Raw genomic sequence first — 26,524 nt, forward strand, 5'->3', positions numbered from 1 at the left:
CGCGCAAGGGAAAGCGTCAGCGTGCGCCCTCGCGGCCGCGCGGCGCGAGTTCGGCCAGACAGTTGCCGATCTCGAAGCCCGCCATCGCGCCGTCATAGGATCCGCGTACCGCGTCGCGGACGGTGCGCTGGACACGGTCCCATTGTTCCAGAACCGGGCCGACGTCCTCAACCGGGCGCTCGCGCGCTATCCGTGCAAGAAGCCCGGGAACGATGTCGATGACCAGCTCGAGCCTCGCGCGGTTGCTGGTACCGGAAACCTCGCGCGCGAGCGCTTCGCGCAACCTGTTTCCGGGATCGCCGCTCTCGGCGATAGCCGTCAGCTTGCGCTCCATCACCGCGACATCGCTGTCTATCAGCGCGAGTGCTTTGCCCGGGACACCGCCCGCGGCCGCGGCAATCGCGCGCACCTCTTCGACGTCGAGCATCGGGCGCATTTCGTGCAGCCATGCCACCATGACGTCACGATCAACCGGTTGAAAACGGACGATTCTGCACCGCGACCTGATCGTGGGAAGGAGGCGTCCCGGCGAGTGGCTGACGAGCAGGAACAATGTCTGCGCCGGCGGCTCTTCCAATGTCTTGAGCAATGCGTTGGCGCCATCGGTTTCGAGATCGTCGACGGCGTCGATGATGACGACGCGCCAATCGCCAAGCGACAAGGACAGGTGCAGCCGCCTGATCATCTGGCGAACCTGGTCGATGGTGATGTTGCGTGCGAGGTCCTTGGACTTGTCCTTTGGCTGGCGCGCAAGGCTGATCAATTCGGGATGGTTCCCGGCATCGACGAGCTTTGCCGCAGCCGGGTCGCCGGGATCGTCGAGCGATCCGGCGCCTCCTGCACCGGCGCGACCGTGCGTCACCAGAAAGCGCGCCGCCCGATGCGCAAAAGTAGCCTTGCCCATCCCCTGCGGCCCCGCAAGAAGCCATGCGTGGTGCATCCGTCCGCCCAGCCAGGCCTCGCGAAAGGCATATTCGGCGCTTCCATGGCCGATCATGACAGCCAGTCCTGGAGTTCGGCGACTATCGTTGCGGTCACGACCGGTGCGGCGGCCCCGGCATCGATGACGCGCCAGCGTAGAGGCTCGGCGGCGGCCATTTCGTCGAAACGCGCGGCAAGACGGGCCTGATACTCGTCCGGCTTGCTTCCCATACGATCGCTGCCTTCGATATCGCGCGCGGCAAGGCGGCGCGCGGCCTCGGCGGGCGAGACGCGAAGGAGGAAGGTCCGGTCGGGCCACAGATTCTGCGAACCGAAGCGATGCAAGGCCAATATATCGGCGTCCGTGACTCCCCCTCCGCCGCCCTGATAGGCGCGCGTCGAGTCGACGAAACGGTCGCACAGGACCCATGCGCCGCGTTCGAGCGCGGGCCGGATCGTGCGCGCGACATGGTCGGCGCGCGCTGCCGCGAACAACAGCGCTTCGCCGCGCGCATCCCAGCGATCATCGTCTCCATGAAGCAGTAGCTCGCGAATGGCCTCGGCGCCCTCGCTGCCGCCGGGTTCGCGCGTGACGACGACCTCGATGCCGCGCACCGTCAGTTCGTCGGCGAGCGCGCGGATCTGGGTCGACTTGCCGACGCCTTCGCCGCCCTCGAGCGTGATGAAGCGCCCCGTCAACGGCCGGTCAATCGGTAAAGGCCGGTACGACTGCGCGACCAAAGGCTGTCGGTTGCCTCGACGCCGCTTGTCGCGACTAGCGGTGTTATCTGTGGCGGCAGTCCCGTTGGCGTTACGACCAAATCAGCGACTTTGACGCGTCGGCCGACCGGCGCGCTTTGCGGGGCTCGTCCGCGCATTACCGCGCGATACCCGCCCGAAAAGCCCTTGGGCACCGTCACCCTGATGGGAAGCGGCGTTTCTACGGGGACCATCGGCGCGGTTCCGCCGTTCACGTCGAGGTGGCCGACGACCTTGCCCGCAGGCGCCACCAGACGCCCTTCCCATTCCTCGAAACCCCAGCGCATCAACCTTTCGGCCTCGTCGCGGCGTGCCTTTTCGCTGCCCATACCTGCCACCACCATAATCAACCGGCGCCCGTCGCGCCTGGCCGACCCGAGGAAGCAATAGCCTGCTTCGGCGGTATGCCCCGTCTTCAGTCCATCGGCGCCCGCAAAACGGCCAAGAATCGGATTGCGATTGGGCTGGACGATCGGCGTGCCGTCGGGCGCCTTGCCATGCTGCAGGCGGGGAATGGCAAAATAGCGGTCGTAATCGGCAGGGAAATCGCGGATCAGCCGATCGGCGAGCGTGATAAGGTCGGCGGCGCTGACCTTGGTAACTCCACCGTCGGGCCAACCATTGGGCGTACCGAATCGACTGGAACTCATGCCAAGTTCGGCTGCTACTTTGTTCATTCGCCGAACAAAAGCCTGTTCGCTCCCGTCAATCCCTGCTGCCAGCAGCGCCGCGGCATCATTTCCCGAAACGGTGATCAGCCCCTTGAGCAGCTGGTCGACCGACACTTTCTCGCCTGCTCGCAGAAACATTGTCGATCCGCCGGTCGACCCGTTCCATTTCTTCCAGAGCGCCTCGGTCATCGTGAACTGCTGATCGTGTGCAAGTTCGCCCTTGGCGATCAGATCGAGCACAACATAGGCGGTCATGACCTTGGTCATCGAGGCCGGGGCAAATCGTTTGTCGGCGCCGCGCGAAAACAATATGGCCCCCGAATCGGCATCCTTGAGCATGACGATCGGCGCTTCGGTGACATAAAGCGGCCGCGTTGCGGGGCGCGCCGGTGTCGCGTCGCCGCGCGCCGGTGCTGGCGCGAGCGTCGCGGCCGACAATGCGGCGAACAGGACGGCGGTTACCCCTGCTCTCGTCAATGCTCGACTGAAGTTCATTGTGGTTGTCAGCGGTCGTGCAGCAGCATCGCGTCGCGAAAACCCTTGGCCTTGGCCCGGTCGAGCGCTGCCTGCGCTTCGGCCTGGCTGGCAAAGGGACCCATGCGAACGCGCCAGAGGTTGCCCGATCGGCTGACGGTGCCGCCTACGGCCGTGGCGGTCGCGTCAGCGCGCGCCTCGCTGCTGAATGCAGCGACCTGGACGACGATATTTCCGTCCTTTGCCGGTGACGCCGAAGCGGCGGGCTTGGCGGTCGACGTCCCCATATCGATCCGATCATCGCCGGGTTTCGCCTTTGCCGAAGCGACGGGCGGTGGGGGTTCGATGGTGACAGCGGCTGCAGGTGCCATCGCCGGGACGGGCAGTTTCTTTGCCTTGGCGCGCAAGATCGCGAGCAGCGACTGCGGCGTTACGATCCTTTCGGGCACCGGTTTGCCGGCGCGCAGTTGCGCCCGTTCCGCCGCGGGCGGGTTTGTGCGGCGGACGCGGACGGCCGCGACGCCGCTCGACAGGCCGAGCTGCTCGGCTGCCGCGCGCGACAGGTCGATCAGCCGATCGTTCGCCATCGGACCGCGGTCGTTGACGCGGACCAGAATCGTCCGTCCAGTATCGAGCGCGGTAACCTCGACATAGCTTGGCAGCGGCAGCGTCTTGTGCGCGGCGCTGATGCGCGCCGGGTCGAACTTCTCGCCGTTGGCCGTCGGTTTCCCCGCGAGCTCATCGCCGTACCAACTGGCATAGCCCACTGCATCATAGTCCGCGACGTCGACCGGCGTATAGGTGACGCCGCCGACGGCGTACGGATTGCCAAGCTTGACGGGCGTGTCGGATACCAGACTGCCTGCTGCCGACGGTGCCGGACCGGCGGTCGGTCCGTCCCCCCGCGTGCCGTCGAAACTGCCGCAACCACTGAGTAACAGCGCCGCACCCGCGATCAGGCCCCCGCCCCTATCGATCGATCTCATCCGCCAGCAACCCCACAGAAAGCGCGTAAAAATTCGAGCAATTATAATCGAGTATCGCACGGTAATTGCCCGTCAGCAAATAGGCGGTCCGACCCGGACCGTCGGGTTCGAGCAACGTCGCCTGGACCTGACCGTCGGGCCATCGACCGTCGAGCGGCGCGATCCCGTCGGCGCGCCATTCGGCCATCGTCCGCCAACGGCTATGGCGCGCAAAGACCCGCGGACACCGCGTCGGAACGAGGCGGCTGGCGACTGCATTGCGATTGAAGCCGTCAGGCACGCGCACCGCGACACCCCACGGCTGCCCGGCGCGCCACCCTGCACGGCGGAGGTAGGAACCGATCGATTCGATCGCGTCCGCTTCGCTCGACCAGATCCGTGCCACCCCGTCGCCGTCGCCATCCTCGGCCACCTGAAGATAGACCGAAGGCAGAAATTGCGGATAACCGAAAGCGCCGGCCCAGCTTCCCTTGAGCACCTCGCGCGGGACACCCTTTTGTACCATTTCAAGCGTCGCCAGAAATTCGGGCTCGAACAGGCTGCGGCGGCGCCCTTCATAGGCGAGGGTCGCAAGCGCCTCGGGGAGATCGAAGCTCCCCGTTACCTGTCCATAAGCCGTCTCGTGTCCATAGATGGCGATCATGATGCTCGTCGGCACGCCCGTCCGTTGTTCGATGCGCGACAAGAGCGGGAGCAGCCGGTCGTGAACGCGCCGTCCGCCATTGATTCGCGCCGCATCGACATGCCTGATCTTGTACGGCGTGAAGGCCGGGATCGGAGCATTGGAACTCGACGGACTGCCCAGATTGTCGCGGTCGAGCGCCACGACGCGGGCATTGTAACGCAACCCGGCGGTCACGCGATCAAAGGTCGCGCGCGACACGCCGCGCGCCTGCGCCTTCGGCCAGAGCGACTGGACATAGGCGTCGAATCCCGCGTCGCTGCCTTGTGCCCGCAGCGGCGCCGATGCTGTCAGCACCCAAGCCGACAGGACGACGGAGACAAAGGCGAAAACCGGCCTGATTCTGAATGTTCGAGCGTGCATATCGTCCAGCACCCAAGCCGACAGGACGACGGAGACAAAGGCGAAAACCGGCCTGATTCTGAATGTTCGAGCGTGCATATCGTCCCACCCCATAGGCAAATAGTGACACAGATGCACGCACCTTGGCCATAGGATGGCAAGACAGGGCGATTCAAATGTGCGCCGGGTCGAGCCGCGCCATGTTTTGCTTGCCGCGCATCGCCCACGCGCTATGGCGCCTCTACCGGACAGGTGGCCGAGTGGTTTAAGGCAGCGGTCTTGAAAACCGCCGTGGGTGCAAGCTCACCGTGGGTTCGAATCCCACCCTGTCCGCCATCGACCTGCCTCAATCAACTCGCGTCGTGGAAGATGATGCCGAGCGTGAAGCGCTCGCCCGATCGGACGACGCTGACGCCGTGACGCAGTTTTACGCGGTATGTGCCGCGCGTCCCGTCCCGTGGCGCTTCGTTCACCGGGAAAATCACCGCGTCGCCGATGCCCAGCGGAACGACATGCGCGCGCGACTGCATGCGCGGGCGCTGCTCGGTGATCACGAAATCGCCGCCATGGAAGTCGCATCCGGGTTCAGACAGCAATATCGCCATCTGAAAGGGGAAATGCACCTCGCCATAAAGGTCCTGATGCAGACAGTTGAAGTCGCCGGTACGGTAGCGGAGAATGAGCGGCGTCGGCCGCTGTTGCCCGCGCGCATGGCATTGTTCGATAAAGGTGGCGTGATCGGCGGGGTAGGCCTGCTCCTTGCCCGTGCGCTGCATCCACTCGTTTGCGAGCCCTGCCAGCGGGACGTAATAACGAGTGCGCAGCTGCGCGATCGGATCGGGCAGTGGATAGCGAAAGTAGCGATATTCGCCCCGGCCGAATCCATGGCGCTGCATGACCACGGTGCTACGGTAACGATCGTCGCAGCGATAATTGTGGCGAAGCGCGGCGCATTGTTCGGGGGACAGCAACTGCGGCACGACGTGCCAACCCTGTTCGTTGAGGTCGTGCGCCAGCGCCTTGATATCGAGCGCTTGGGCATCGGCAAATACACTGGCGGGAAACATATCGGCCTGTCCTTGTCCTGGCGAAAACACGGCGCCGACAAATAGGGTCCTGCCGGTAACATCGCGCCCCGCTTCTTGCGGTCAAACAAGCGCCAAGATTTTTTCAAGGCTGCCGCCGACCGGCTCCGTCTTGTGGATGTTCAAGGGAATACGTCCCGAGCGACATTCACAAGAGGAACCCGATGCGCAAAACCCTGCTGGCCTCCACCTGCCTGGCCGCTATTGTTTCGACGCCGCTTCACGCTGAAACGACGATCACGACGGCGACGACCGCACCGGTCCGTACGTCGACCGTCAAATCGGGCGGCCCTGACGACATCAAGATCACGTCGGCCGGCTCGATCAAGCCGACCAGCGGCACCGCCGTCACGATCGACAGCAACCACAAGGTCGTCAACGAAGGCACGATCCAGATCACGAACGCCAATGGCGCGACTGGCATTTCCGCGGGTGCGGGAACGGTCGGCGCGATCACGAACGGCGCGACCGGCAAGATCATCATCGACGAAGTCTATAATCCGACCGACATCGACAAGGACGGCGACCTCGACGGCCCATTTGCGATCGGGACGGGACGGACCGGCATTTCCACAGGCGGCGCCTTTACCGGCAATATCGTCAATAGTGGCGAAATCACCATCCGCGGCAATGATTCGGCGGGCATTCGCCTGGGCGGGCCGTTGACGGGCAATTTCACGAATGATGGCACCATTTCGGTGCTCGGCGACCGTGCGCTGGGTGTCGGGTTGCAGGATGTTACCGGCAATGTCCGCCTTGCGGGAACGATCACTGCGGTCGGTGTTGACGCGGTGGCGGCGCGGCTTGCCGGAAATATCACCGGCGCGCTTGTCGTGCAGGGCAACCTCTCGGCCACCGGCTATCGCCACACCACTGCACCTGCCGATCCGAGCAAACTCGACGCCGACGATCTGCTGATCGGCGGTCCGGCGCTGTCGATCGAGGGCAATGTGACGGGCGGGATCGTTTTTGCAGTACCGCCCAAGGATACCAACCCGGACGACAAGGACGAGGATAAGGACGGCATCGAGGACAGCAAGGAGGGGTCGGCAGCGATCCGATCCTATGGTTCGGCCGCCGCTGTCCGTATCGGGTCGGCAACGCAAGATGTCACCATCGGGCCCGTGGCAGGCACCGGAACCGGGCTTGGCGTCATCATCGACGGCTCGATCCTCGGCAGCGGTCTTTATGCCGGCAAAACCGGCAACGGGATGCAGATCGGCGGCATGGGCGGCAACGTGACCATCGCTGGCGGTATCGGCATCGGCGGCACCGGTTCGGTCGTCGCCTTGTCACGCGACATGGCTGCGACGGCAATTCGATTCGGCGCGGGTGCGACGACGCCCGAACTGCGCAATGCAGGCAAGATCGAGGCCACGACGACCGAGAATGTCGCCACCGCGGTCGCGACGGCGGTGCTGGTCGACACAGGCGCCAACCTCCCCTTCATTCGCAACAGCGGAACGATCGCCGCCAAGACGACAGGGGCCAACGGAACGGCGCGCGGCATCGTCGACCTGTCGGGTACGCTCGACCTGATCGAGAATAGCGGTACGATCAGTGCAACGGGCGCCACGGGAACGTCAGATCGCAACATCGCGATCGATCTGTCGGCAAACAACGGCGGAACGACGGTGAAGCAAACTGCGGTCGCCTCGGGGGTTGCCGCCCCGTCGATCGTCGGCGACGTGCGCTTCGGCGGCGGCGACGATCTGTTCGACATTGCCGACGGCAGCGTGAAGGGCACGACCTATTTCGGCGCCGGGAACAACCGCCTCGCCCTGTCGGGCGATGCCGTTTATTCCGGTACCGCGCGCTTTGGTGCCGGTAACGACACGATGACCCTGGCCGGTACGTCGGTGTTCAATGGCACGGCCGATTTCGGCGGCGGCGCCGACACGCTTACGATCGGTGGAACTGCGGTCTTTTCGGCAGGACTCGTCAATTCGCAAGGACTCGCGGTCTCGGTTGGCGGCGGCACGTTCGACGTCATTGGCAGCGGCACCATCTCTTCGCTTGCCGTCACCGACAAGGGCTCCCTCGGTGTCACGCTGGGCGGCGGGTCGAGCACGGCGCTGCAGGTTACCGGCAATGCGAGCTTTGCCGCCGATTCCAAGCTCATTCTGAAGCTGTCGAGCCTTGCACAGGCCGAAGGGCAGCATGTCGTTCTGACCGCGGGAACGCTGACCGGCGCAAACAATCTGACCGCGTCGTCGACCCTGCTTCCGTTCCTTTACAAGGGGACGCTGTCGTCGAACGCGAACCAGCTGATCGTCAATGTCGCGCGCAAGGAAGTGTCCGAGCTTGGCCTCAACCGGTCGGAAGCGAGCGCATTTGGCGCCGTTCTTGCCGCAGTGGCCAAGGATGAAGACATCGAGGACGTGTTTCTCGACATTGCCGACGGCGACCATTTCCGCAATCAGCTGGGTCAGATGCTCCCCGAACATGAAGGCGGCGTGTTCGAAACCGTCACGACCGGTTCGCGCGCGCTTGCCCGCTACCTTCAGGACCCGAACGCCCTGTACCAGGACGAGGGGAAGTGGGGCTATTGGGTCAACCAGGCCGTCTGGGGCACGTCGAAGAGCGTCGGCGATACCGCCAGCTATGATGTCAGCGGCTGGGGTATTTCGATGGGGGCCGAGATCAAGAGCGACCTCGGCAACTTTGGCGGCTCGATCGCCTATCTCAGCGGCAAGGACAGCAACGGCAGCAATGCCAATGAGGTGAGCACCAGCCAGTTCGAAGGCGCCCTCCACTGGCGCCTGCGGTCCGACAAGTTCATGGCCAACGCCCGCGTTTCGGGCGCGCCGGTCAAGATGAAGGGAACGCGCATATTCACGGCCGAAGCGGGTGCCGAAGACATCGAAGAAACGATGCGTGGCAAATGGGATGCGACGCTGTGGTCTGCATCGGGCGCCGTGGCTTATGACATGCGCGGCAAAGGCATGATCTCGCTCCGTCCCACGCTGGCCGTCGATTATTACAAGCTCAAAGAGGACGGCTATCAGGAAACGGGTGGTGGCGACGCGCTCGACCTGACGGTCCTTGGCCGCAGCAGCGACGAGCTTGCCGTGACGGGCACCGTTGCCGTCGGCCTCGATTTCGGCGGTTATGATGCCTATTCGGGCTGGACGCGCTTCGAACTCGAAGCCGGCCGCCGCGAAATCGTCAGCGGTCAGCTCGGCGCCACCGTGGCGTCGTTCAAGAACGGCACGCCGTTCACCCTTACCCCAGAGGAGCGCACGAGCGGTTGGGTCGGCCGCCTTCGCGGCATCGCTGGCAATTCGGCCTTCCAGGTCGGCGCCGAAGTGTCTGCGGAGGAACAGCAAAGCCATGTTGGCTGGGCGTTCCGTGCGAGCCTGCGGGTCGGTCTCTAGCCCCCCTGACCGACTCCGCTGCAAGGGGGAAGCACCCTCCCTGTCTGCTTCCCCCTTGCCTTGGCGCCAACGAAGAAGGAACCGATGTTCGCAACCGCAACCCTCCCCCGCCAAGGGCGCCCATATGAACCATGGTTGCGCGGACGTGTTTTGGCGCTATATGACGCCGCGAACAGGGGACCCTTTGGTGCGCGCGGGGGCAGCACCGACCAGCAAAAGACGGCGTTCCGAAACAAGAACTTCATGACCGACGCTAGGGAGCAGACCGACGCCGTCCAAGGCATCGAAGCGATTTTGCTGGCCGAACGCGCGCGCATTGTCCGTTTCCTGGAACTTCGCGGTGCGGGGGATGCTGCCGAGGATATTTTTCAGGATTTGTGGATGCGGCTGACCGAACGACAGATCGGCCCCATTGGCGATCCCCTGCCCTATATCATGCGCGCGGCCAACAATCTGATGCTCGACCGCTACCGGTCGAGCCGCCAACGCGAAAAACGCGACCACGACTGGAGCGAGACGCAGCCGAGGCAACGTCCGTCGATCGAAAACGCGCTCATTTCTCGCGAACAGCTTGTGCAGGTCGAGCAGGCAATCGACGCAACCGGAGAACGGCCTGCGCGCGCATTTCGGCGGTTTAGGGTTGACGGGGTGGCGCAGCGCGACATCGCTATCGAACTGGGTGTCAGCCTGAGCACTGTCGAAGCCGATTTGCGTAAAGTCTATGCCGCGCTCGCCACACTCCGGAGGCAATTCGATGCGTCCTGACAAGCAGCACGCCGCCGAAGCGCAGGCGATCGACTGGGTTATCCGCCAGCGCGATCCGGCTTTTGCCGACTGGGACGACTTCGCCAATTGGCTTGCCGAGGATCCCGAACATAGCGCCGTTTACGATGCGGTCGCCTGCCTCGACGAGGATCTCGACAGTCTGCCGCCGGTCCGCAAAACGGTATTCGTGCCCGCGCCCGAGCAGCGGCGGCGGTTGTCGCGGCGCGCGTGGTTTGGCGGCGCGGTCGCTGCAGCGCTTGCCCTCGTCGTCGGCATGAATGGTCCTGCCTTTTTCGGCGACACCGGCCGTATCCAGACCGCCGCCGGCGAACATCTCACAATCGAACTCGCTGACGGTTCGCGGATCGAACTCAACGGCGCCTCGATCATCGAGCTCGACGAAGACCGGCCGCGTTTTGCCCGCCTCGAATCCGGCGAGGCGATGTTCCATGTGGTTCATCGCGACGATGCGCCTTTCGTGGTGGAGGCCGGCGAAGCGAAAATCGTCGACCTCGGCACGGCTTTCAACGTCGTGCGCGGCCGCAAGCGGACCTCGGTGGCGGTGTCCGAGGGCGTGGTCGCTTATAATCCGGACCGTCAGAATGTTCGCTTGACCGCCGGTCAGGGTCTCGATGTCGGCGATGGCGACTCCGATGCGCCGGTCGTGCGGTCGGTCGACACGGCGACCGTCGGCGGGTGGCGGAACGGCTTGCTGGTCTATAACGATACGCCATTGGCGGTTGTCGCAGAGGATCTGGCGCGCACCGCCGGAATGCAGGTCACGGTTGCGCCGGATGCTGCCGATCTGTCGTTCCGCGGCGCGTTGATCATCGATCCCGACCGTGCACGCACGATCGCCGATCTGGCGGCGCTTTCCGGCACGCGCGCGCGTAAAAAGGGCGATGGCTGGGAGCTTGCGCGCTGACCGGCGAGCGCGGCCTTTCGATCGTTCTGGCGATCGCGACACTGGGCACGCCGGCGCAGGTGATGGCGGCCGAGGAAAGTCGCTACGACGTTCCGGGCGGCCGTCTGTCCAGCGCCCTCCCTCTCCTCAGCCGGCAGGCGGGCGTGAGCATCAGCGTTGCCGATGCGCAGCTTTGGGCGACGCGGGTCAAGCCGGTGCGCGGCCGCATGGGTGTCGATGAAGCGATACGGCGGATGCTCGCGGGAACCGGAACGCGCGCGGTCCGCGTGAGTACGACCAGTTGGCGCATCGAGCGGCAAGCGTCGGTGCAGCGCGTATCCCATCGCGCGGCGACCCCACCACGACAGCCGCCGCAACCACGCGCTCGCGCTCCCGACGATTTCCTTGTCGCGGCGCCCGAGGACGAAATCATCGTCAACGCCACCAAGACCGAACTGCCCTATTCGCAATTTGCGGGCGTCGCCACCCTTCTGGATGGCGGCGATTTGGCGTTTGGTGGCGAGCGTGGCACCGATTCGATCCTGTCACGCGTCGCAACCGTCTCCTCGACCCATTTGGGATCGGGGCGCAACAAGCTGTTCATCCGGGGGATCGCCGATTCGAGTTTTACCGGGCCGACGCAGGCGACGGTTGGCCAGTATCTGGGCGACATCCGGATCAGCTATAACGCGCCGGACCCCGACCTGCGCCTTTACGACATCGACGGTGTCGAGGTTCTCGAAGGCCCGCAAGGCACGCTCTATGGCGCCGGATCGCTTGGCGGGATCATTCGCGCCGTGCCCAAAGCTCCGGATGCGCACGCGCTGACGTTGCAGGCGATCGGAGGCTTGACGCTGACGCAGCACGGCGAACCCGGCGGCGACATAGCAGGGATCGTCAACCTGCCCGTCGGCGATGGCGGTCATGCCCTGCGGCTCGTCGGCTATATGATCAGCGAGGGCGGTTATATCGACAATCCCCTGCGGGGGCAGGACGACGTCAATCGCGTACACATCCGCGGCGGACGCGGCGTCTTTCGGATCGACGCAGGTGACGATTGGACCGTCGACGTCGGGGGCGTCTATCAGGCGATCACCTCCGACGATGCGCAATATGCCGACAAGGATGCGCCGCCATTGATGCGTCATTCGCTGGTGCAGCAGAATGCAAAGGCGCGCTATGCGATGGGCACGGTCGTTCTTGCAAAGGACTGGGGCAGTCTGCACTTTCAATCGTCGAATGCCTATGTGCGCCACCGACTGGCCGAGCGTTTCGACGCGAGTTTGCCCAACGGCGTTGCCGGTACGGTCGACGTCGATCGCCTTTTCGCTCCGGCGGTCATCGACGCCTTCGCCGACCGTCCCCGCGTGCTCGACCAACGCAACCGGACGACGATGATTGTCAGCGAAAACCGGTTGTCCCGGCCCTTTCACGACGGCTGGGGTTGGGTGCTCGGCGCAAGCTTCATCGACAATCGTACGGCCCAGAGGCGTGAGTATGGCTTTGGCGGCCTGCGCACCACATTGCCAGGCGTGCAGAACGACATCACCGAATTCACCGGCTATGCCGAAGCGAACGTCGAACTGGTTCGCGACGTCATCCTGTCGGGCGGCGCGCGGCTTTCGCACATGCGGCTCGGCGGAAGCGCGGAGGATGTTCCTTTCGCGGTAAAACTGGCGGGCGAGGCGACGACGGCGAGCCGGCGCGAGACCGACCTGCTCCCGTCGCTTTCGATCCTCGCAACGCCGCTCGACAATGTGAAACTCTATGCGCGCTACCAGGAGGGGTTTCGCCCCGGCGGTCTTGCGATCGACGGCGATTTCGTGCGGCGCTTTCGCAACGATCAGGTGCGCACATGGGAAGCCGGTATGCGGTTCGGCGACAAGCGCAACAGTATCGTCGATGCCAATGTCGCGGTATCGCACAGTCGCTGGCGCGATATTCAGGCCGATTTTATCGACAGCAACGGTTTTCCGACGACCGCGAACATTGGCGATGGCCGGATTACCAGCGTTACGGGGGCGCTGACACTGCGCGCCTCATCGGCCCTCACTTTCGAGCTCGGCGGCGTTTACAACCACAGCAAGGTCGATGAGCTGGCACCGCAGATTCTGCCGATATTCGCCGCCGCGCCCGCGCGATTGGGCCGCATACCGAATGTCGCAAGCCATGCAGCGCGCGGTTCGATAACCTATGTCATGCAGCTCGGCGATCGCGATTTCCGTGTGAACGGTTGGGCCAATTACGTTGGCCCGTCGCGATTGGGAATCGGTCCGATCCTCGGCGAGGGCCAGGGCGACTATGTCGACACGGGGCTCGCCATGCGGCTCGGCGACGAGCGGCGTGGACTGTCGTTGACGCTTACGAACCTGTTCGATGCTCGCGGAAACCGTTTCGCGCTCGGGACGCCCTTTCTCGAAGGGAGCGCCGGGTTTCTGACCCCCCTACGTCCCCGCACGCTACGCGTCGCGGTCGACATCGCCTATTGACGGCGACGCCGACCGTCGGGGCACGGTCAGTCTGCGAGCGTCAACCGCTCGAACCGGTCCATGTGATAATCGGCGCTGCCGAACTGGCCCTCGATCATGGTCGCGCGTTTGAAATAATGGCCGATAGCAAGCTCCTGCGTGATGCCGATGCCGCCATGTGTCTGGATCGCATTCTGCCCGACGAATTTCGCCCCGCGACTGACTTTCGCCTTGCACGCCGACACCGCCGCCTTGCGCTCGTCTGCGGGCAGGTCGAGCTTCAGCGTCCCCATGATGGTCATCGAACGCGCCTGTTCGACCTCCATGAACATGTCGACCATACGGTGCTGGAGCACCTGGAACTTCGCAATGGGCACGCCGAACTGCTTGCGCTGCTGCGTATATTCGAGCGTGCCTTCGTGCAGCTTCTGCATCACGCCCGTCGCCTCGGCACAGGTGGCGACAATGGCTTCGTCGACGATCTGCTCGACCAGGGCGAGCCCCGCTCCTTCGCCGCCGAGCAGCGCATCACCGGGAATGGCGACATTTTCGAAATAGATTTCGGAGGCGCGATTGCCGTCGACGGTCGGATAGTCGCGGCGGACGATCCCCGGCAGGTTTGCGTCGATCAGGAACAGCGATACGCCCTCGGCATCGCGCTGTCCGCCGCCCGTCCGTGCAGTGACGAGCAGGTGTGTGGCCCAGGGTGCGGCGTAAACGACGCTCTTGTGCCCGCTCAGCACGTAACCGCTCCCGTCCTTCTTGGCGGTGGTCCGCAGGTTGGCGAGATCGTAGCGGCCTTGCGGCTCGGCATAGGCAAAGGCGATGATCGCATTGCCCATGATGATTTCGGGGATCATCGCGTCGGCCTGCGCGCCGCCAACGGTCTTGAGCGCGCCGCCCGCGATGACGACCGTCGGAACATAGGGCTCGATCGCGATGACCTTGCCCATTTCTTCCATCACAATCGCATTTTCGAGCGCGCCGCCGCCAAGGCCGCCATGCTCCTCGCCAAAGGCTGCACCCAGCATGCCGAGTTCCTGCGCCAATGCGGTCCAGATCGCAGGGTCGCGCCCCGTTTCGCTGTCGATGAACTTCTGGCGCGTGTCGAAATCGTAGGTGTCGGCCAGAAAGCGCGCCAGCGTGTCGCGGACCATGTCCTGCGTTTCGGTGTAGGTGAAATCCATTAAACTATCCTCGATTTCTTCGTCATCCCGGCGAAGGCCGGGATCCCACCGCTGCATTATGGCGAAAGGGCGAGATCCCGGTCTTCGCCGGGATGACGTCGATTATAATATCAGAGACCCAAAACCATCTTCGCGATGATGTTGCGCTGAATTTCGTTGGACCCGCCATAGATGGTCGTCTTGCGGACGTTGAAATAGGTTGGCGCCGCGCGATGCGCATAGTCGGGGCCGATCGGATGCTCGTTATCGCCTTCACCGAAGCTGCGGAAATAGGGTGCGCCATAATGGCCCACGGCCTCAAGCGTCAGCTCAGTCAACCGCTGCTGGATTTCGCTGCCCTTGATCTTGAGCAGGCTCGACTCGGGTCCCGGCCCCTTGCCCGCGTTCGGTCCGGCGAGGCTGCGCAGCTCGGTGAATTCGAGCGCGGTCAGATCGACCTCCAGCTCGGCAACCTTGCGCTTGAAGAAAGGATTGGCGAGTAGCGGCTTGTCGCCGTCGACTTCGGTGCGGGCGATCGCCTTGACCTTTTCGACCCCGCGCTTCGACGCCGCGACGCCCGCGATACCGGTGCGTTCGTGCGCGAGCAGGAATTTCGCGCAGGTCCAACCTTTATTCTCTTCATGGACGCGCTGCGACACAGGCACGCGCACATCCTCGAGCCAAACCTCGTTCACCTCATGCTCGCCGCCGAGCGTGATGATCGGGCGCACGGTGATACCCGGCGATTTCATGTCGATGAGAAGGAAGGAAATACCTTCCTGCGCCTTGGCTTCCTTGTCGGTGCGCACGAGGAAAAAGCCCCAGTCGGCGTGCTGCGCCAGCGTCGTCCACGTCTTTTGTCCGTTTACGATATAATCGTCACCATCGCGCACCGCGGTCGTCCGCAGCGACGCGAGGTCGGAGCCTGCGCCCGGCTCCGAATAGCCCTGACACCACCAATCCTCTCCTGACAGGATGCGGGGCAGGAAATAGGCTTTCTGTTCGGGCGTGCCAAAGGTGTAGATAACCGGTCCGACCATCGACAGGCCGAAAGGCAGCAGCCGGATGCAATCGGCGCGTGCAGTTTCTTCGGAGAAAATGAAGCGTTGCGTCGGCGTCCAGCCGGTGCCGCCATATTCGACGGGCCACGCGGGCGCGACCCAGCCTTTTTCGTAGAGGACCTTGTGCCACGCCAGAAAGTCCTCCTTGGACAATTCCTCGCCTTCATCCTGCTTCCCGCGCAGTTCGGCGGGGTAGTTTTCGGCGATGAAGTCGCGCACTTCCTTCTGGAAGGCGAGGTCTTCGGGGCTGAACTCCATGTCCATGACGAATCTCCCTTGGGCTGAGGCGCCCTTATAGTCTCAACTCACGTTTACGTAAACGGTAGGTTCCGGATTGCAACCGGCTTTCGCGAACAGATTGCGCCGCCAAAGCGGCCTTGTCCAGTGCCGCGCGGCGCAGTTTTGCGTGAGTCCAGGCTTGGGATTTGGGGTGACGCTACGGCGACGGTAACGAGCGCCTCGCCAATCGCTACGCGTCTCCGTGCCGGCTTACCAGAACGACAGCCCCCTCGCTGGCGTGGGCGCCGCGCAGTTCGGCGATGGAGAGGCGCACGGGAACGCACCCTCCCCCCCGCGTAATCAACTCGGATGCGACGCACGCTGGCTCGCCTGACCGGAAAACCGATTCGAGCGCGTCGATGAAACCATGCCGATGTCCATTTGCAAGCAAGGCCGAGAAGCGCACCCGGCGGATCGCCGCGGCGTCCGATCCGACCATCGCCACCAGACAATCATTTGCCGCCTCGATCATTTCGCGTACCGACAGGCGCGCGTGCCCGATCGTGCCGTCGGCGTCGAGGGCGCGCATTGTCGCCTGTCCGCGGTCGCTGGAGGCCGCCGCGTCGATTGACGCCGTGACGTCACGCAGGATGATCGCTCCTCCGATCGGCACGGGGACCAGATCGACATGCAGCCACTGGCGGGGCCGCGTCAGCGCAGCGATGTTGCCCGAGAAGCGCGCGCGATGGTCAAGCAGGCGCAAGAGATGCGGATAGAGCGGGTTTTCTGTCACACGTGGCACCACCAACTCCAACGGTTCACCGCTTACGGCAGCGGCGGACAGTTCCAGCATGTCTGCCGCAGCCGGGTTGATGGCGACCAGGCGCCGCTGCCGATCGACAAGGATGACCGCGTCGCGGATCGATTCGACCAGACGCGCCTGCGAGACTTCGAGCGAGTGACCGGGCGCGTCGGGATCGTGGCCGTCAAGTCTCCGATAGTCGTCGAGGGATATAAGGACGTGCGCATCCTTTCCGTGATGCGTCACCACCACGGGATCGCGCGCGGCTCGCACCCGCCAGCTCGCAAAACCGCGTATGAAATTTGCTGCCAATACACGCTGTGGTTGCTGCCTCCTCGCCATCGGATGCTCCCGTCGTCTGCCCCTTCCCTATTCTTATGGGCAAGCGACGCTCCGAAAGGCCGTAATTTCTGTCCGTTGTGGCGCCGAACCGGTCACACCAGCCGCGCCTTTCCGCATCGCAGCGCATTGACGCGCGCATCGGCCTCTCCGATGTGGACGCCCAGCGCGCCTGTCAGACCTTCGATAACCCCGTCGATGGCCGGTGCGGCGATTCCCACCGTCTCGCCGACGAGCGCCGTCAGCGCCTTTGCATTGACACCGATGCCGAGGATATGGGCTTTCAGCTCCATTCGGTCGGCCAGCGATTTGGCGGCACCGGTGGCCAGTCCGGTGCTTTCGACCCTTTTCACAGTGCCCGCATCGATGTCGGCGCGCGAAAAGCCGGCAGGCTTTTCGGCAAGATCCGACATGACCAGTTCGGCTTCTCCCTCGACATAGGCCAGCGGCAGACGCAGCAGCCTTGCTGTGCGCACGTCGAGCGGGCGCTGCATATTCTGGAAATCGCTGTCGTCGACCGTTCCGATGGCGAGTGTTGCGGGCGATGTTTTCACGCCCAGCGCCACCGCCGTGCTGCTGTGCGGCCTGCAATCGATGTCCGTAATCCGCGCTGAAGCCGATCCGAGTTCGGCAACCACGGGTATTTGCACCTGCGCCGCAGGCGTGCGGACCGTCGCATCGATCTTCAGCCGGACTTGCGCGGTGCGGACTATGACGTCATTCGTGTCGGTTACCGCGATCAGCGGCGATTGTGCGGGCGGCTCGCCGATCAGCAGCGCTACGTCGATCCCCGACCCGCCGGGAAGGTCGCTCGCAATCGACAGGTCGAGTTGCCGGTTCGCATTGCCGAGGAACAGCATCGTGCGTAGCAGGCTGAGCGCGTTCACCTTGACGGGATTGGCCGGGTCGATGCGGATCGTCGACGAACGCGGGCCAAGGTCGATTGCGTGCGATGGCACGAGAGTCCGCGGCAGCGCGCGCGAGGCCATCCGGTCGAGCGCCTCCGCCCCGCGCCCGTCGGTCGACCGCGCGAGCGCCGATAGGATCTGCGGCAGGCTGACCTGGCTGTCGAGAGTCTGCCCAAAGGTCAGTATCTCCGCATCGAGATCGGTTCGCAACGCGTCGGAAAAGGCGAGCAGGTCGACGTCGGCGTTCGCCAGCGCCTCATAGTCCATGACCGACAGGTTGACCTCGCTCCCCGTCAGAGCCGACAGCACGGCATTCGGGATGCCGCCGCGGACCGCCGCAACACGCGAGCCGAGAGAAAAGGCGGCATAACCCCGGCGCGCCGCCGTAGCGGTCGCACCAATCACGCTGCTGTCCTTTCGGGACAGAAACCGCCCGAAGAAGAGCGGACGGTTGCGCACCAGCTTGATCCGCACGGCGTTCGGCGATGTTCCGCCAAGGGCGAACCGCTCTTCGGCAGCGATGGCGGGATCAGCGGTATAGGTGCCGGCCGAGAGCACGGCGATGGCGATGTTGCAATTGCAGTTCGCGGCGATGATGCGTTCCGCCGCTTCACGCTCCTCCCCCGGCCGTTCGGCGGCGGCCAGCGCCGCGGCGTCGGCAATCCCCTGGAGCTTGCGGCGGTCGAGATAGAGCGATCCCACATCGACCGCGAGCGCGGCCGATCCGATCAGCATCGTCAGCCCGAACGCCGTCATGGTGCTGACACCGGCGCGCGCGTCGCGGCCGAACGAGGGGGGCGGCGTTGCCATCAGTCGACCGGAAGCTCGAAGGTCGCCCGCGCCGTGATGACGTTGCCGGGCGACGGGACAAAGGCGGAGCGGAGGAAGCTGTCCTCGGGGACGGTGAAGCTCACCGCCACCGTCACCGCGTCGGTCGTCTCGCTCACCGCGACTGCCCGCGCGGTCGGCGTATAGCTTTCCACGCCGCCCATGCTCCGGTCGACCGCGCGTTCGGCGATGGCCCGGCGATCTTCCGCATCGAGGCCGACGATTGCGGCACGCGCGCCGTCATTCGCCGCCTGCTGGACGCTGTGCGCGAGCAGGAAATATTGGCCATAGACCAATATGCCCATCGCCAGTGCGAGCAGCAGCGGAAGTACGATCGCCATCTCGACAATCGCCGCTGCCCGCTGCGACCCGGCGAGGCGGCGCGCGAATCGACCGAACCGCCAAGCCGCCGAAACCAAGGGGGTGTGAACTGTCATGCCCCGATGATGGACCGGCATCGGTGAAGCTGCCGTCGATGATCGGCGCACTTAATTTTGCGTATTTTGCGGCTTTTCGAGCCGCGACCGGCGACGGAAAACCCGTGGCGAACGGGTTTTCCTAACGCCGCCTTACCCGCGCCTGCCCCAGTGGACGCGGGTTATGCGCATAATCAGCCCGCGGCAGGCTCGTCTTGCAATTTGTCGGCGGTGCGCAATTCGAAATCGGATGCGTCGTGCCGCTCGTGCAACTGGCTCGCCGGATCGCCGGTCACCCGGTTGACCATGCGCCCGCGCCTGACCGCAGGGCGTTTCGCGATCTGATCGGTCCAGCGCTGCACATTCTTATATTCGTTCACCTGCAAAAACTCGCCTGCATCATAGACGAGCCCCTTGGCGAGCGCGCCATACCAGGGCCACACGGCCATATCGGCAATCGTATAATCGTCGCCCGCCAGAAATTCGGTTTCGGCGAGGCGGCGATCGAGGACGTCGAGCTGGCGCTTCACCTCCATCGCATAACGATTGATGGGATATTCCATCTTGTACGGCGCATAGGCATAGAAATGCCCGAAACCGCCGCCGAGGAACGGTGTGCTCCCCATCTGCCACATCAGCCACGACAGCGTTTCGGCGCGCTTTGCAGTGTCGGTCGGCAGGAAGGCGCCGAACTTCTCGGCGAGATGGATCAGGATTGCGCCCGATTCGAAGATGCGGATCGGTTCGGGGCCGCTGCGGTCGACGAGCACGGGAATCTTGCTGTTCGGGTTGATCGCGACATAACCGCTCGAAAACTGGTCGCCCTCGCCGATATTGATCAGCCACGCGTCATATTCGGCGCCCGAGTGGCCCGCGGCGAGCAGTTCCTCAAGCATCACCGTCACCTTCACGCCATTGGGCGTACCGAGCGAATAGAGCTGGAGCGGGTGCTTGCCGACCGGAAGCTCCTTCTCGTGCGTCGGCCCCGCGATCGGCCGGTTGATATTTGCGAAGCGTCCCCCGCTTTCCTTGTCCCAGGTCCAGATCTTCGGCGGCACATATTCGCTCTGGTCGGTCATCGGGGGTTCCTTGTTGCTTGACGGGAGGGATTAGGTTGTTGTTCGCAACTTAGGTGCGCCGCGTTACGGCGTCCACCGCCCGATGCTCAAATTATGTTTTTGGCGCGCAAAGCTGCAATTTCCTCCGCGCCATAGCCAAGATCGGAAAGGATGGCGTTGCTGTGTTCGCCGACCGTCGGAGCGCGCTGCGGCGCCGCCTTGTCGACCGCCGACAAGGCAATCGGCGCCCGGATGACGGGCGCCGCGGCGGGAGCGCCCGGATAGGCCATCGGTTCGACAAGGCCCATCGCCGCGACTTGCGGCTCGGCGAGCGCTTCGCTCGCTTTCAACACCGGCGCGGCAGGAACGCGGGCGTCCGCCAATTCGGATAGCGCCGCATCGCGCGACCGTTCGGCGCACCAGTCCTGCATGATGGCGCTCAACTCGGCCCCATTGTCGCCACGCAATATGTCGCTCGCGAAACGCGGATCGTCGATCAATTCGGGACGGCCGACGCAGTTCGCCCAGCGCGCAAATATCGATGCGCCGACGATCTGGGTCACGATCCATCCATCGCGTGTCCGAAACAAATCGGTCGGACCCGAGCTGAACCCACGGTTTCCCATCGGCTGACGCTCGATACCGTTGAGCGCATGGTCGATCGTCAGCGCGTTCGACAGTGCGAGCGCCGTGCCGAGCAGCGACCCCGAAACGCACTGCCCCTTCCCCGTCGCATCGCGCTCGCGCAGTGCGAGCATGACGCCGAAGGCGCAATGGAGCGCGGTTGCGAAATCGACGAAATTGACCTGCGCGCGGTAGGGCTGGTCGGGCTCGCCGGTCAGGTGGACGGTGCCCGACATCGCTTGTCCGACGGCGTCGAAACCGACGTGGCCCGACAGCGGACCAGTGCTCCCGAACGCCGATGCCGTCGCAAGGATGACGCGCGGATTGATCACCGACAGGCTCGCGTAATCGAGGTCGAGCTTGACGAGCGCTTCGTGCGGAAGGTTGGCAACCACGACGTCGGCAGTCTCGACCAGCTTCCGCACGATCTCACGCCCCTCCGCGCTACCGATCTTGAGGGTCAAGCTGCGCTTGGCGCGGTTCATCTGCATGAACATCGCGCCCGATCCGTCTTCGGCCACGGGAACGGTAAAGCGGTCGTCATTGCCGCCCGGCGCCTCGATCCGGATCACGTCGGCGCCGTAATCGGCCAGCAGAGCGGCGCAATAGGGGCCTGCGATGTAGCGGCCGAAATCCAGTACGCGAATTCCCGTTAGCGGCACGCCATCTCCCCTCGCGATTGTTATCGCAGGAGGGCTAGCAGCCGCCCGTCGACCGGGCCAGCATCTTCATCGAAAGGCGGCGCTTGCATACCGGGCATCGCGCCATATGGTCGGCACATAATTTCAACAGGGGATAATTTCATGACGCGCTTCGTCCTCGCCCTTGCGGCGGCCTTGGCAACATCGACGTCGGTTTGGGCACAGGCTACGCCGACGGCCGCTCCGAAAGACGAAGCAAAGCCCGAAAAATGGGACGTCAACGCCCCGCCCGGCATGGCGACGCGCTCGGTTCCGATCGCGGTGGACGAAGGCAGTTGGATGAACGTCGATGTCGCCCCCGACGGGCGCACCATTGCTTTCGATCTCCTCGGCGACATTTATACGATGCCGATCGAGGGTGGAACGCCGACGCGCATCGCGGCGGGCCTTGCCTATGAGCATCAGCCACGCTTTTCGCCGGACGGCAAGCGCATTGCTTTTGTCTCAGACGCCGGCGGCGGCGACAATATCTGGATCATGAACCGCGACGGGAGCGACCGGCGCCAGCTCAGCAAGGAAGATTTCCGGTTGCTCAACCAGCCGAGCTGGAGTCCCGACGGCGAGTATATTGTTGCGAAGAAGCATTTCACGACCGCCCGTTCGCTCGGGACCGGCGAAGTGTGGCTCTATCATGTTTCGGGCGGTGCCGGCGTGCCACTGGTCAAGAAACCCAACGAGCGACATCAAAAGGAGCTGGGCGAGCCGGTCTTCGCGCCCGATGGCAGGGGCGTCTATTACACGCGCAACGTCACGCCGGGGCCGATCTTCGAATATGCGCAGGACAGCAACGCCGACCTCTTCCACATCGAACGCTATGACATTGAGAGCGGCGAGGTTGCGACGGTCGCCTCCGGCAATGGCGGGGCGGTGCGCCCGACCCCTGCCCCCGACGGCAAGTCGCTTGCGTTCGTGCGCCGCGAAGGCACGCGCTCGAAGCTCTATGTGAAAGACCTCGCCTCGGGAACCGAGCGCAAGCTTTACGACGCGCTCGACCAGGACATGCAGGAAACCTGGGCCGTCACCGGCATCTATCCCAATATGGCGTGGACGCCCGACAGCCGCGAGATCCTTTTCTGGGCGGGAGGCAAGCTGCGCCGCGTTAGCGCTGCGGGCGGCGATGCGCGCGAAATCCCCTTCGCGATCGACGACGACCGCATCGTGATCGACGCCATTCATCCTGCTGTCGAGGTGGCGCCCGACAGCTTCACGACACGCATGCCGCGCTGGGCCGAAGTGTCGCCCGACGGGCGATCGGTAGTGTTCGAAACGCTCGGCAAGCTGTGGGTCAAGCCGATGGGCGGCGGGGAGCCGCGACGCCTGACGTCGGCAAGGGATGACGCGTTCGAACTATGGCCGAGTTGGTCGCGCGACGGGCGCTCGATTGCCTTCGTTCGCTGGACCGATAGCGGGCTGGGCGAAGTCCATGTCGTCAACGCCGGTGGCGGGGCGTCGCGCAAGGTCACGAGCGTTCCCGGCCATTACGCCGAACCGCGCTTTTCTCCCGATGGCAAGACCATTGCGTTTGAACGGCGCGCCGGTGGCGGGCTGACGACGGACCGTTGGAGCGCCGATCCCGGTGTTTACCGGGTCGCGGCGGCGGGTGGTGCGCCCGTGCGGGTCAGCAGCGATGGCGCCAAGCCCCAGTTCGGCGCCGGCAATGACCGCATCTTCATGGTCGCATCGGGCGACGGCAAGCAGCAATTGGTCAGCACCGACCTCAATGGCCAGGACAGGCGCATCCATGCCAATGGCGAGCTTGTCACCGACTTCGAAGTGTCGCCCGACGGCCGCACCCTTGCCTTCCGCCAGAATTACGATGCCTATGTCACGCCGCTGATGCCGGGCGGGCAGGATGTGTCGCTCGGCACCAAGAGCGGGGCGCTCCCCGTCACGCGCGCGAGCGGAAGCGGCGCCGACTATATCCATTGGTCGAACGGCGGCCGCCGCCTCCACTGGAGCCGCGGCCCGACGCTGTTCAGCGCCGACCTCGGTCAATTGTTCGCGAGCGCGCCAACTGACGACAAGACGCCCAAATTCACACCGCCGACCGACGGTCTGTCGCTGGCGATGGTCCGCGCGGCCGACAAGCCGAAGGGCATGGTTGCGATCACCGGTGTCAGGATCCTGACCATGGCAGACGCCGATGGCGGGATTATCGAGAATGGCGCGATCCTGATCGACGGCGACAGGATTGTCGCGGTCGGCGCACTCGCCGCGATGACCATTCCCGCGGGCACGCCGACCGTCGACGCGACGGGCAAGACCATCGTTCCGGGCTTTGTCGACGCCCACGCCCACGGCCCGCACGGCGATGACGAACTGGTCCCGCAACAGAATTGGTCGGAGATTGCAAACCTCGCGATGGGCACGACGACGGGCCACAATCCATCGTCGCGCGCCTCGGAAATCTTCGTTTCTGCCGAGATGCAGCGCGCAGGACTCATCCTCGCGCCGCGGATATTTTCGACCGGCGAGATCATCTATGGCGCGAAGTCCGCCGGGGTGTATGCCGAGATCAACAGCTTTGACGATGCGCTCGCGCATGTCCGCCGCCTGAAGGCGCAGGGCGCGCATAGCGTCAAAAACTACAACCAGCCGCGCCGCGAGCAGCGCCAGATGGTCGTCAAGGCGGCGCAGGCAGAGAATATGGCCGTCGTGCCGGAGGGCGGCTCGCTCTACACGATGGACGTGTCGCTGATCCAGGACGGCAATACGACCGTCGAGCACAATATTCCGCTCAACATCTTCTACAAGGATCTCGTCCAGCTCTGGGGGCAGACCAGCACCGACTACACGCCAACGCTTGTCGTCACCTATGGCGGACCGGCAGGCGACCCCTATTGGCGCGCACACACCGACGTGTGGAAACAGCCGATCCTGTCGCGGCACGCACCGCCGGACGTGCTCGCGGCTGACAACAAGCGCCGCGTGATTGCCCCCGAGAGCGATTACGTCGACGACGATGCCGCGCGCGAGGCCAAAAAAATCGCCGATACGGGGCGCATGGTTTCGATCGGCGCGCACGGCCAGCAGGCGGGACTTGGGGCACATTGGGAAATCTGGTCGTTCGTTCGCGGTGGCTGGAGCAACATCGATGCGCTGCGCGCCGCGACGATCATGCCTGCAACGTCGCTCGGCTACGCGAAGGATGTCGGCTCGCTCGAGCCGGGCAAGCTCGCTGACCTTCTCATCCTCGATGCCGATCCGACGGAGAATATCCGCAACACCGAGCGTATCCACCGCGTGATGCTCGGCGGACGTCTGTACGACCCGCTGACGATGAACGAGGTCGTCACCGGCAATCGCAAGCGCGCACCCTATTGGTGGGAGGCCGAAAAACCCTGAAAACTTGGCGGTCCGGCGATGGCTCGCGCAATTTTGTGACGATGGGGTTGCAAGACTCGCGGGCCGTCGCTAGGTGGCACTCCTCTCAGCGAGGAGAGTTGGCTGAGTGGTCGAAAGCGTCGCACTCGAAATGCGAAGTGCCCGCAAGGGTACCGAGGGTTCGAATCCCTCACTCTCCTCCATTTTTTCCCTGATTCGACCAGCAGACCCGACCGAAGCGGCAGCGAAACGGGTTGAACCACCGATGTTTCGTCATAAATTGGCATTATGGTATCAGAATCACCAAATGACGACACACGGTCGCCCAGCGTCGTAGCGCCGCTCATTGAGCGGGCGCGGTTTGCGCCCGGCGATATCGTCCGGCACCGCATGTTCGATTTTCGCGGCGTCGTGTTCGACGTGGACCCGGTCTTTTCGAATAGCGACGAATGGTATGAAGCCATCCCGGAGGCGGTGCGCCCGGCGAAGGAGCAGCCCTATTACCACCTGCTCGCCGAAAACGACGACTCCTCCTACATCGCCTATGTCAGTCAGCAGAATCTCGTCGCCGACGGCGACAGCGGCCCGGTCGACCATCCACAGATCGACACGATGTTCGAGGGGATAGAGCGCGGCCGCTATCGTCTCCGCGCGATCCACCGCCACTGAGGGCGGCGCCGCGCGTCAGGCTTTCAGCTTCCAGCCCGAAGTCAGCAGGCGATAGGTGAATAGCCCCAGTGCGGCATTGACGCCGACCAGAACCCCAATCGCCAGCCACACCGGATTGGCGATCGTGGAATCGACCGTCCCGATGAAACCATAACGAAAACCCATGATCGCGTAATAGACGGGGTTTGCGTGCGCGACCGTCTGGAACCAGGGGGCAAGGCGGTCGACCGAATAGAAGGTGCCGGATAGCAGCGCCAACGGGGTAACGACAAAATTTGTCACCGCGGCTGCGTGATCGAATTTTTCCGCCCATACCGAGGTGATCAGCCCGAGGAAGCCGAGCATCATCGCGCCGAGCACGCCAAACACTGCGATCGCCCAGAAATGGTCGGGCATGACATCGACGCCCGGCCACAGCAGCATCGCGAGCCAGAGCGCGAAGCCGACGAGCACCGCGCGCGTTATCGCCGCGCCGACAAGTGCGATCATCAATTCGCCAACCGCAAGCGGTGGCATCAGATAGTCGACAATCGTCCCTTGAATCTTTCCGACCAACAGCGAAAAGCTTGAATTCGCGAAGCTATTCTGGAGCATCGCCATCATGATCAGGCCCGGCGCGATGAAATCGGCGAACGGAACGCCAATCACGGTGCGCCCCGCACCGCCCAACGCAACGGTGAAAATGACGAGGAAGAGGAGCGTCGTGATCGCCGGAGCCCAGATAGTTTGCAGCTGGACCTTGAAAAACCGCCGCACCTCCTTGACATATAGCGCTCGCAGCCCGGGCACATTGAGTGCACGGATGTGCGGGACGCCGGGTTCGGCGAAGGCCCGCGCAACGGGCGATTTGTTGGAGTCGGGGTACGAAATTTGGGGCTGGTCGTTCATGGCGTTCTCGCCTATCGCCTCCCCGTTCTTACCGCAAGCAGGGCATTGACGGCGCCGGTCCGTTTGGGACCGCCGAATGCCCGCGGC

At 64.1% G+C, this 26,524-nt stretch carries 20 protein-coding genes and 2 tRNA genes; 8 read left to right on the forward strand and 14 right to left on the reverse strand.

Annotated features, from left to right (window positions below):
• Positions 1-16: 16 nt before the first annotated feature.
• Genes H7692_RS01690 through H7692_RS01710 form a run of 5 tightly spaced genes read right to left on the reverse strand, consistent with a single transcriptional unit; the run spans position 17 to position 4,856 of the window.
• A complete protein-coding gene (locus H7692_RS01690; RefSeq protein ID WP_222136159.1) occupies positions 17-997 on the reverse strand; it encodes a DNA polymerase III subunit delta' in 981 nt (326 codons plus the stop codon).
• On the reverse strand, positions 994-1,620 hold the full coding sequence (gene tmk, locus H7692_RS01695; RefSeq protein WP_222136158.1) for a dTMP kinase: 627 nt from the start codon (positions 1,618-1,620) through the stop codon (positions 994-996). Before tmk ends, H7692_RS01690 begins: the two co-directional genes overlap by 4 nt.
• The gene (locus H7692_RS01700) at positions 1,617-2,846 is read right to left on the reverse strand and encodes a D-alanyl-D-alanine carboxypeptidase family protein (protein WP_222136157.1); all 1,230 of its coding nucleotides are present in this window, start codon (positions 2,844-2,846) and stop codon (positions 1,617-1,619) included. The genes tmk and H7692_RS01700 overlap by 4 nt, the downstream gene beginning before the upstream one ends.
• A gap of 8 nt (positions 2,847-2,854) precedes the next feature.
• On the reverse strand, positions 2,855-3,811 hold the full coding sequence (locus tag H7692_RS01705; RefSeq protein WP_222136156.1) for a septal ring lytic transglycosylase RlpA family protein: 957 nt from the start codon (positions 3,809-3,811) through the stop codon (positions 2,855-2,857).
• Positions 3,795-4,856 (reverse strand): lytic transglycosylase domain-containing protein, encoded by a 1,062-nt coding sequence (locus H7692_RS01710; RefSeq protein WP_222136155.1) that lies wholly within the window; start codon positions 4,854-4,856, stop codon positions 3,795-3,797. The genes H7692_RS01705 and H7692_RS01710 overlap by 17 nt, the downstream gene beginning before the upstream one ends.
• 225 nt (positions 4,857-5,081) lie before the next feature.
• On the opposite strand from H7692_RS01710, the gene H7692_RS01715 reads away from it, so the two are divergent.
• Positions 5,082-5,171 (forward strand) — tRNA-Ser (locus tag H7692_RS01715).
• 14 nt (positions 5,172-5,185) lie between these two features.
• Here the strand turns inward: H7692_RS01715 and H7692_RS01720 are convergent.
• The gene (locus tag H7692_RS01720; protein WP_222136148.1) at positions 5,186-5,902 is read right to left on the reverse strand and encodes a 2OG-Fe(II) oxygenase; all 717 of its coding nucleotides are present in this window, start codon (positions 5,900-5,902) and stop codon (positions 5,186-5,188) included.
• Between the two features lie 182 nt (positions 5,903-6,084).
• Between H7692_RS01720 and H7692_RS01725 the strand changes: the two genes are divergently transcribed.
• The 4 genes from H7692_RS01725 to H7692_RS01740 all read left to right on the forward strand — a co-directional run bounded on the left by H7692_RS01725 (position 6,085) and on the right by H7692_RS01740 (position 13,455).
• Complete coding sequence (locus H7692_RS01725; RefSeq protein ID WP_227339669.1) at positions 6,085-9,297, forward strand: autotransporter domain-containing protein; 3,213 nt, start codon at positions 6,085-6,087, stop codon at positions 9,295-9,297.
• A gap of 243 nt (positions 9,298-9,540) precedes the next feature.
• Positions 9,541-10,062, forward strand: coding sequence for an RNA polymerase sigma factor (locus H7692_RS01730; RefSeq protein ID WP_201925314.1), 522 nt, complete (start codon positions 9,541-9,543; stop codon positions 10,060-10,062).
• The gene (locus H7692_RS01735) at positions 10,052-10,987 is read left to right on the forward strand and encodes a FecR family protein (RefSeq protein WP_201925315.1); all 936 of its coding nucleotides are present in this window, start codon (positions 10,052-10,054) and stop codon (positions 10,985-10,987) included. Before H7692_RS01730 ends, H7692_RS01735 begins: the two co-directional genes overlap by 11 nt.
• A gap of 62 nt (positions 10,988-11,049) precedes the next feature.
• A complete protein-coding gene (locus H7692_RS01740) occupies positions 11,050-13,455 on the forward strand; it encodes a TonB-dependent receptor domain-containing protein (RefSeq protein ID WP_227339670.1) in 2,406 nt (801 codons plus the stop codon).
• Between the two features lie 26 nt (positions 13,456-13,481).
• Here H7692_RS01740 and H7692_RS01745 read toward each other — a convergent pair whose 3' ends face one another.
• From H7692_RS01745 to H7692_RS01775, 7 genes are all read right to left on the reverse strand, one after another.
• Complete coding sequence (locus H7692_RS01745; RefSeq protein ID WP_227339671.1) at positions 13,482-14,621, reverse strand: acyl-CoA dehydrogenase family protein; 1,140 nt, start codon at positions 14,619-14,621, stop codon at positions 13,482-13,484.
• A 110-nt stretch (positions 14,622-14,731) separates the two neighbouring features.
• Positions 14,732-15,925 (reverse strand): acyl-CoA dehydrogenase family protein, encoded by a 1,194-nt coding sequence (locus H7692_RS01750; protein ID WP_227339672.1) that lies wholly within the window; start codon positions 15,923-15,925, stop codon positions 14,732-14,734.
• Positions 15,926-16,130: 205 nt separating this feature from the next.
• On the reverse strand, positions 16,131-17,024 hold the full coding sequence (locus tag H7692_RS01755) for a type II toxin-antitoxin system prevent-host-death family antitoxin (RefSeq protein WP_227339673.1): 894 nt from the start codon (positions 17,022-17,024) through the stop codon (positions 16,131-16,133).
• A gap of 92 nt (positions 17,025-17,116) precedes the next feature.
• A complete protein-coding gene (locus H7692_RS01760) occupies positions 17,117-18,739 on the reverse strand; it encodes a pilus assembly protein TadG-related protein (RefSeq protein WP_227339674.1) in 1,623 nt (540 codons plus the stop codon).
• Positions 18,739-19,194: a TadE/TadG family type IV pilus assembly protein gene (locus H7692_RS01765; RefSeq protein WP_201925327.1), complete on the reverse strand. Its 456-nt coding sequence runs from the start codon at positions 19,192-19,194 to the stop codon at positions 18,739-18,741. The genes H7692_RS01760 and H7692_RS01765 overlap by 1 nt, the downstream gene beginning before the upstream one ends.
• A 173-nt stretch (positions 19,195-19,367) precedes the next feature.
• The gene (yghU, locus tag H7692_RS01770) at positions 19,368-20,252 is read right to left on the reverse strand and encodes a glutathione-dependent disulfide-bond oxidoreductase (RefSeq protein WP_201925329.1); all 885 of its coding nucleotides are present in this window, start codon (positions 20,250-20,252) and stop codon (positions 19,368-19,370) included.
• Positions 20,253-20,338: 86 nt separating this feature from the next.
• A complete protein-coding gene (locus H7692_RS01775) occupies positions 20,339-21,517 on the reverse strand; it encodes a CaiB/BaiF CoA transferase family protein (protein ID WP_201925331.1) in 1,179 nt (392 codons plus the stop codon).
• Between the two features lie 141 nt (positions 21,518-21,658).
• Between H7692_RS01775 and H7692_RS01780 the strand changes: the two genes are divergently transcribed.
• The 3 genes from H7692_RS01780 (at position 21,659) to hspQ (ending at position 25,549) form a co-directional block, all read left to right on the forward strand.
• Positions 21,659-24,901, forward strand: a complete 3,243-nt coding sequence (locus tag H7692_RS01780) for an amidohydrolase family protein (RefSeq protein ID WP_222136142.1) — start codon at positions 21,659-21,661, stop codon at positions 24,899-24,901.
• A 92-nt stretch (positions 24,902-24,993) separates the two neighbouring features.
• Positions 24,994-25,083, forward strand: a tRNA-Ser gene (locus tag H7692_RS01785).
• Positions 25,084-25,168: 85 nt separating this feature from the next.
• Complete coding sequence (gene hspQ, locus H7692_RS01790) at positions 25,169-25,549, forward strand: heat shock protein HspQ (RefSeq protein ID WP_201925335.1); 381 nt, start codon at positions 25,169-25,171, stop codon at positions 25,547-25,549.
• A 15-nt stretch (positions 25,550-25,564) separates the two neighbouring features.
• On the opposite strand, the gene H7692_RS01795 is transcribed toward hspQ, so the two are convergent.
• Positions 25,565-26,437: an ABC transporter permease gene (locus tag H7692_RS01795; RefSeq protein WP_201925337.1), complete on the reverse strand. Its 873-nt coding sequence runs from the start codon at positions 26,435-26,437 to the stop codon at positions 25,565-25,567.
• Between the last annotated feature and the right edge of the window lie 87 nt (positions 26,438-26,524).

This window comes from Sphingopyxis sp. P8 (assembly GCF_020622175.1).
Taxonomy (GTDB): Bacteria; Pseudomonadota; Alphaproteobacteria; order Sphingomonadales; family Sphingomonadaceae; genus Sphingopyxis; species Sphingopyxis jiangsuensis.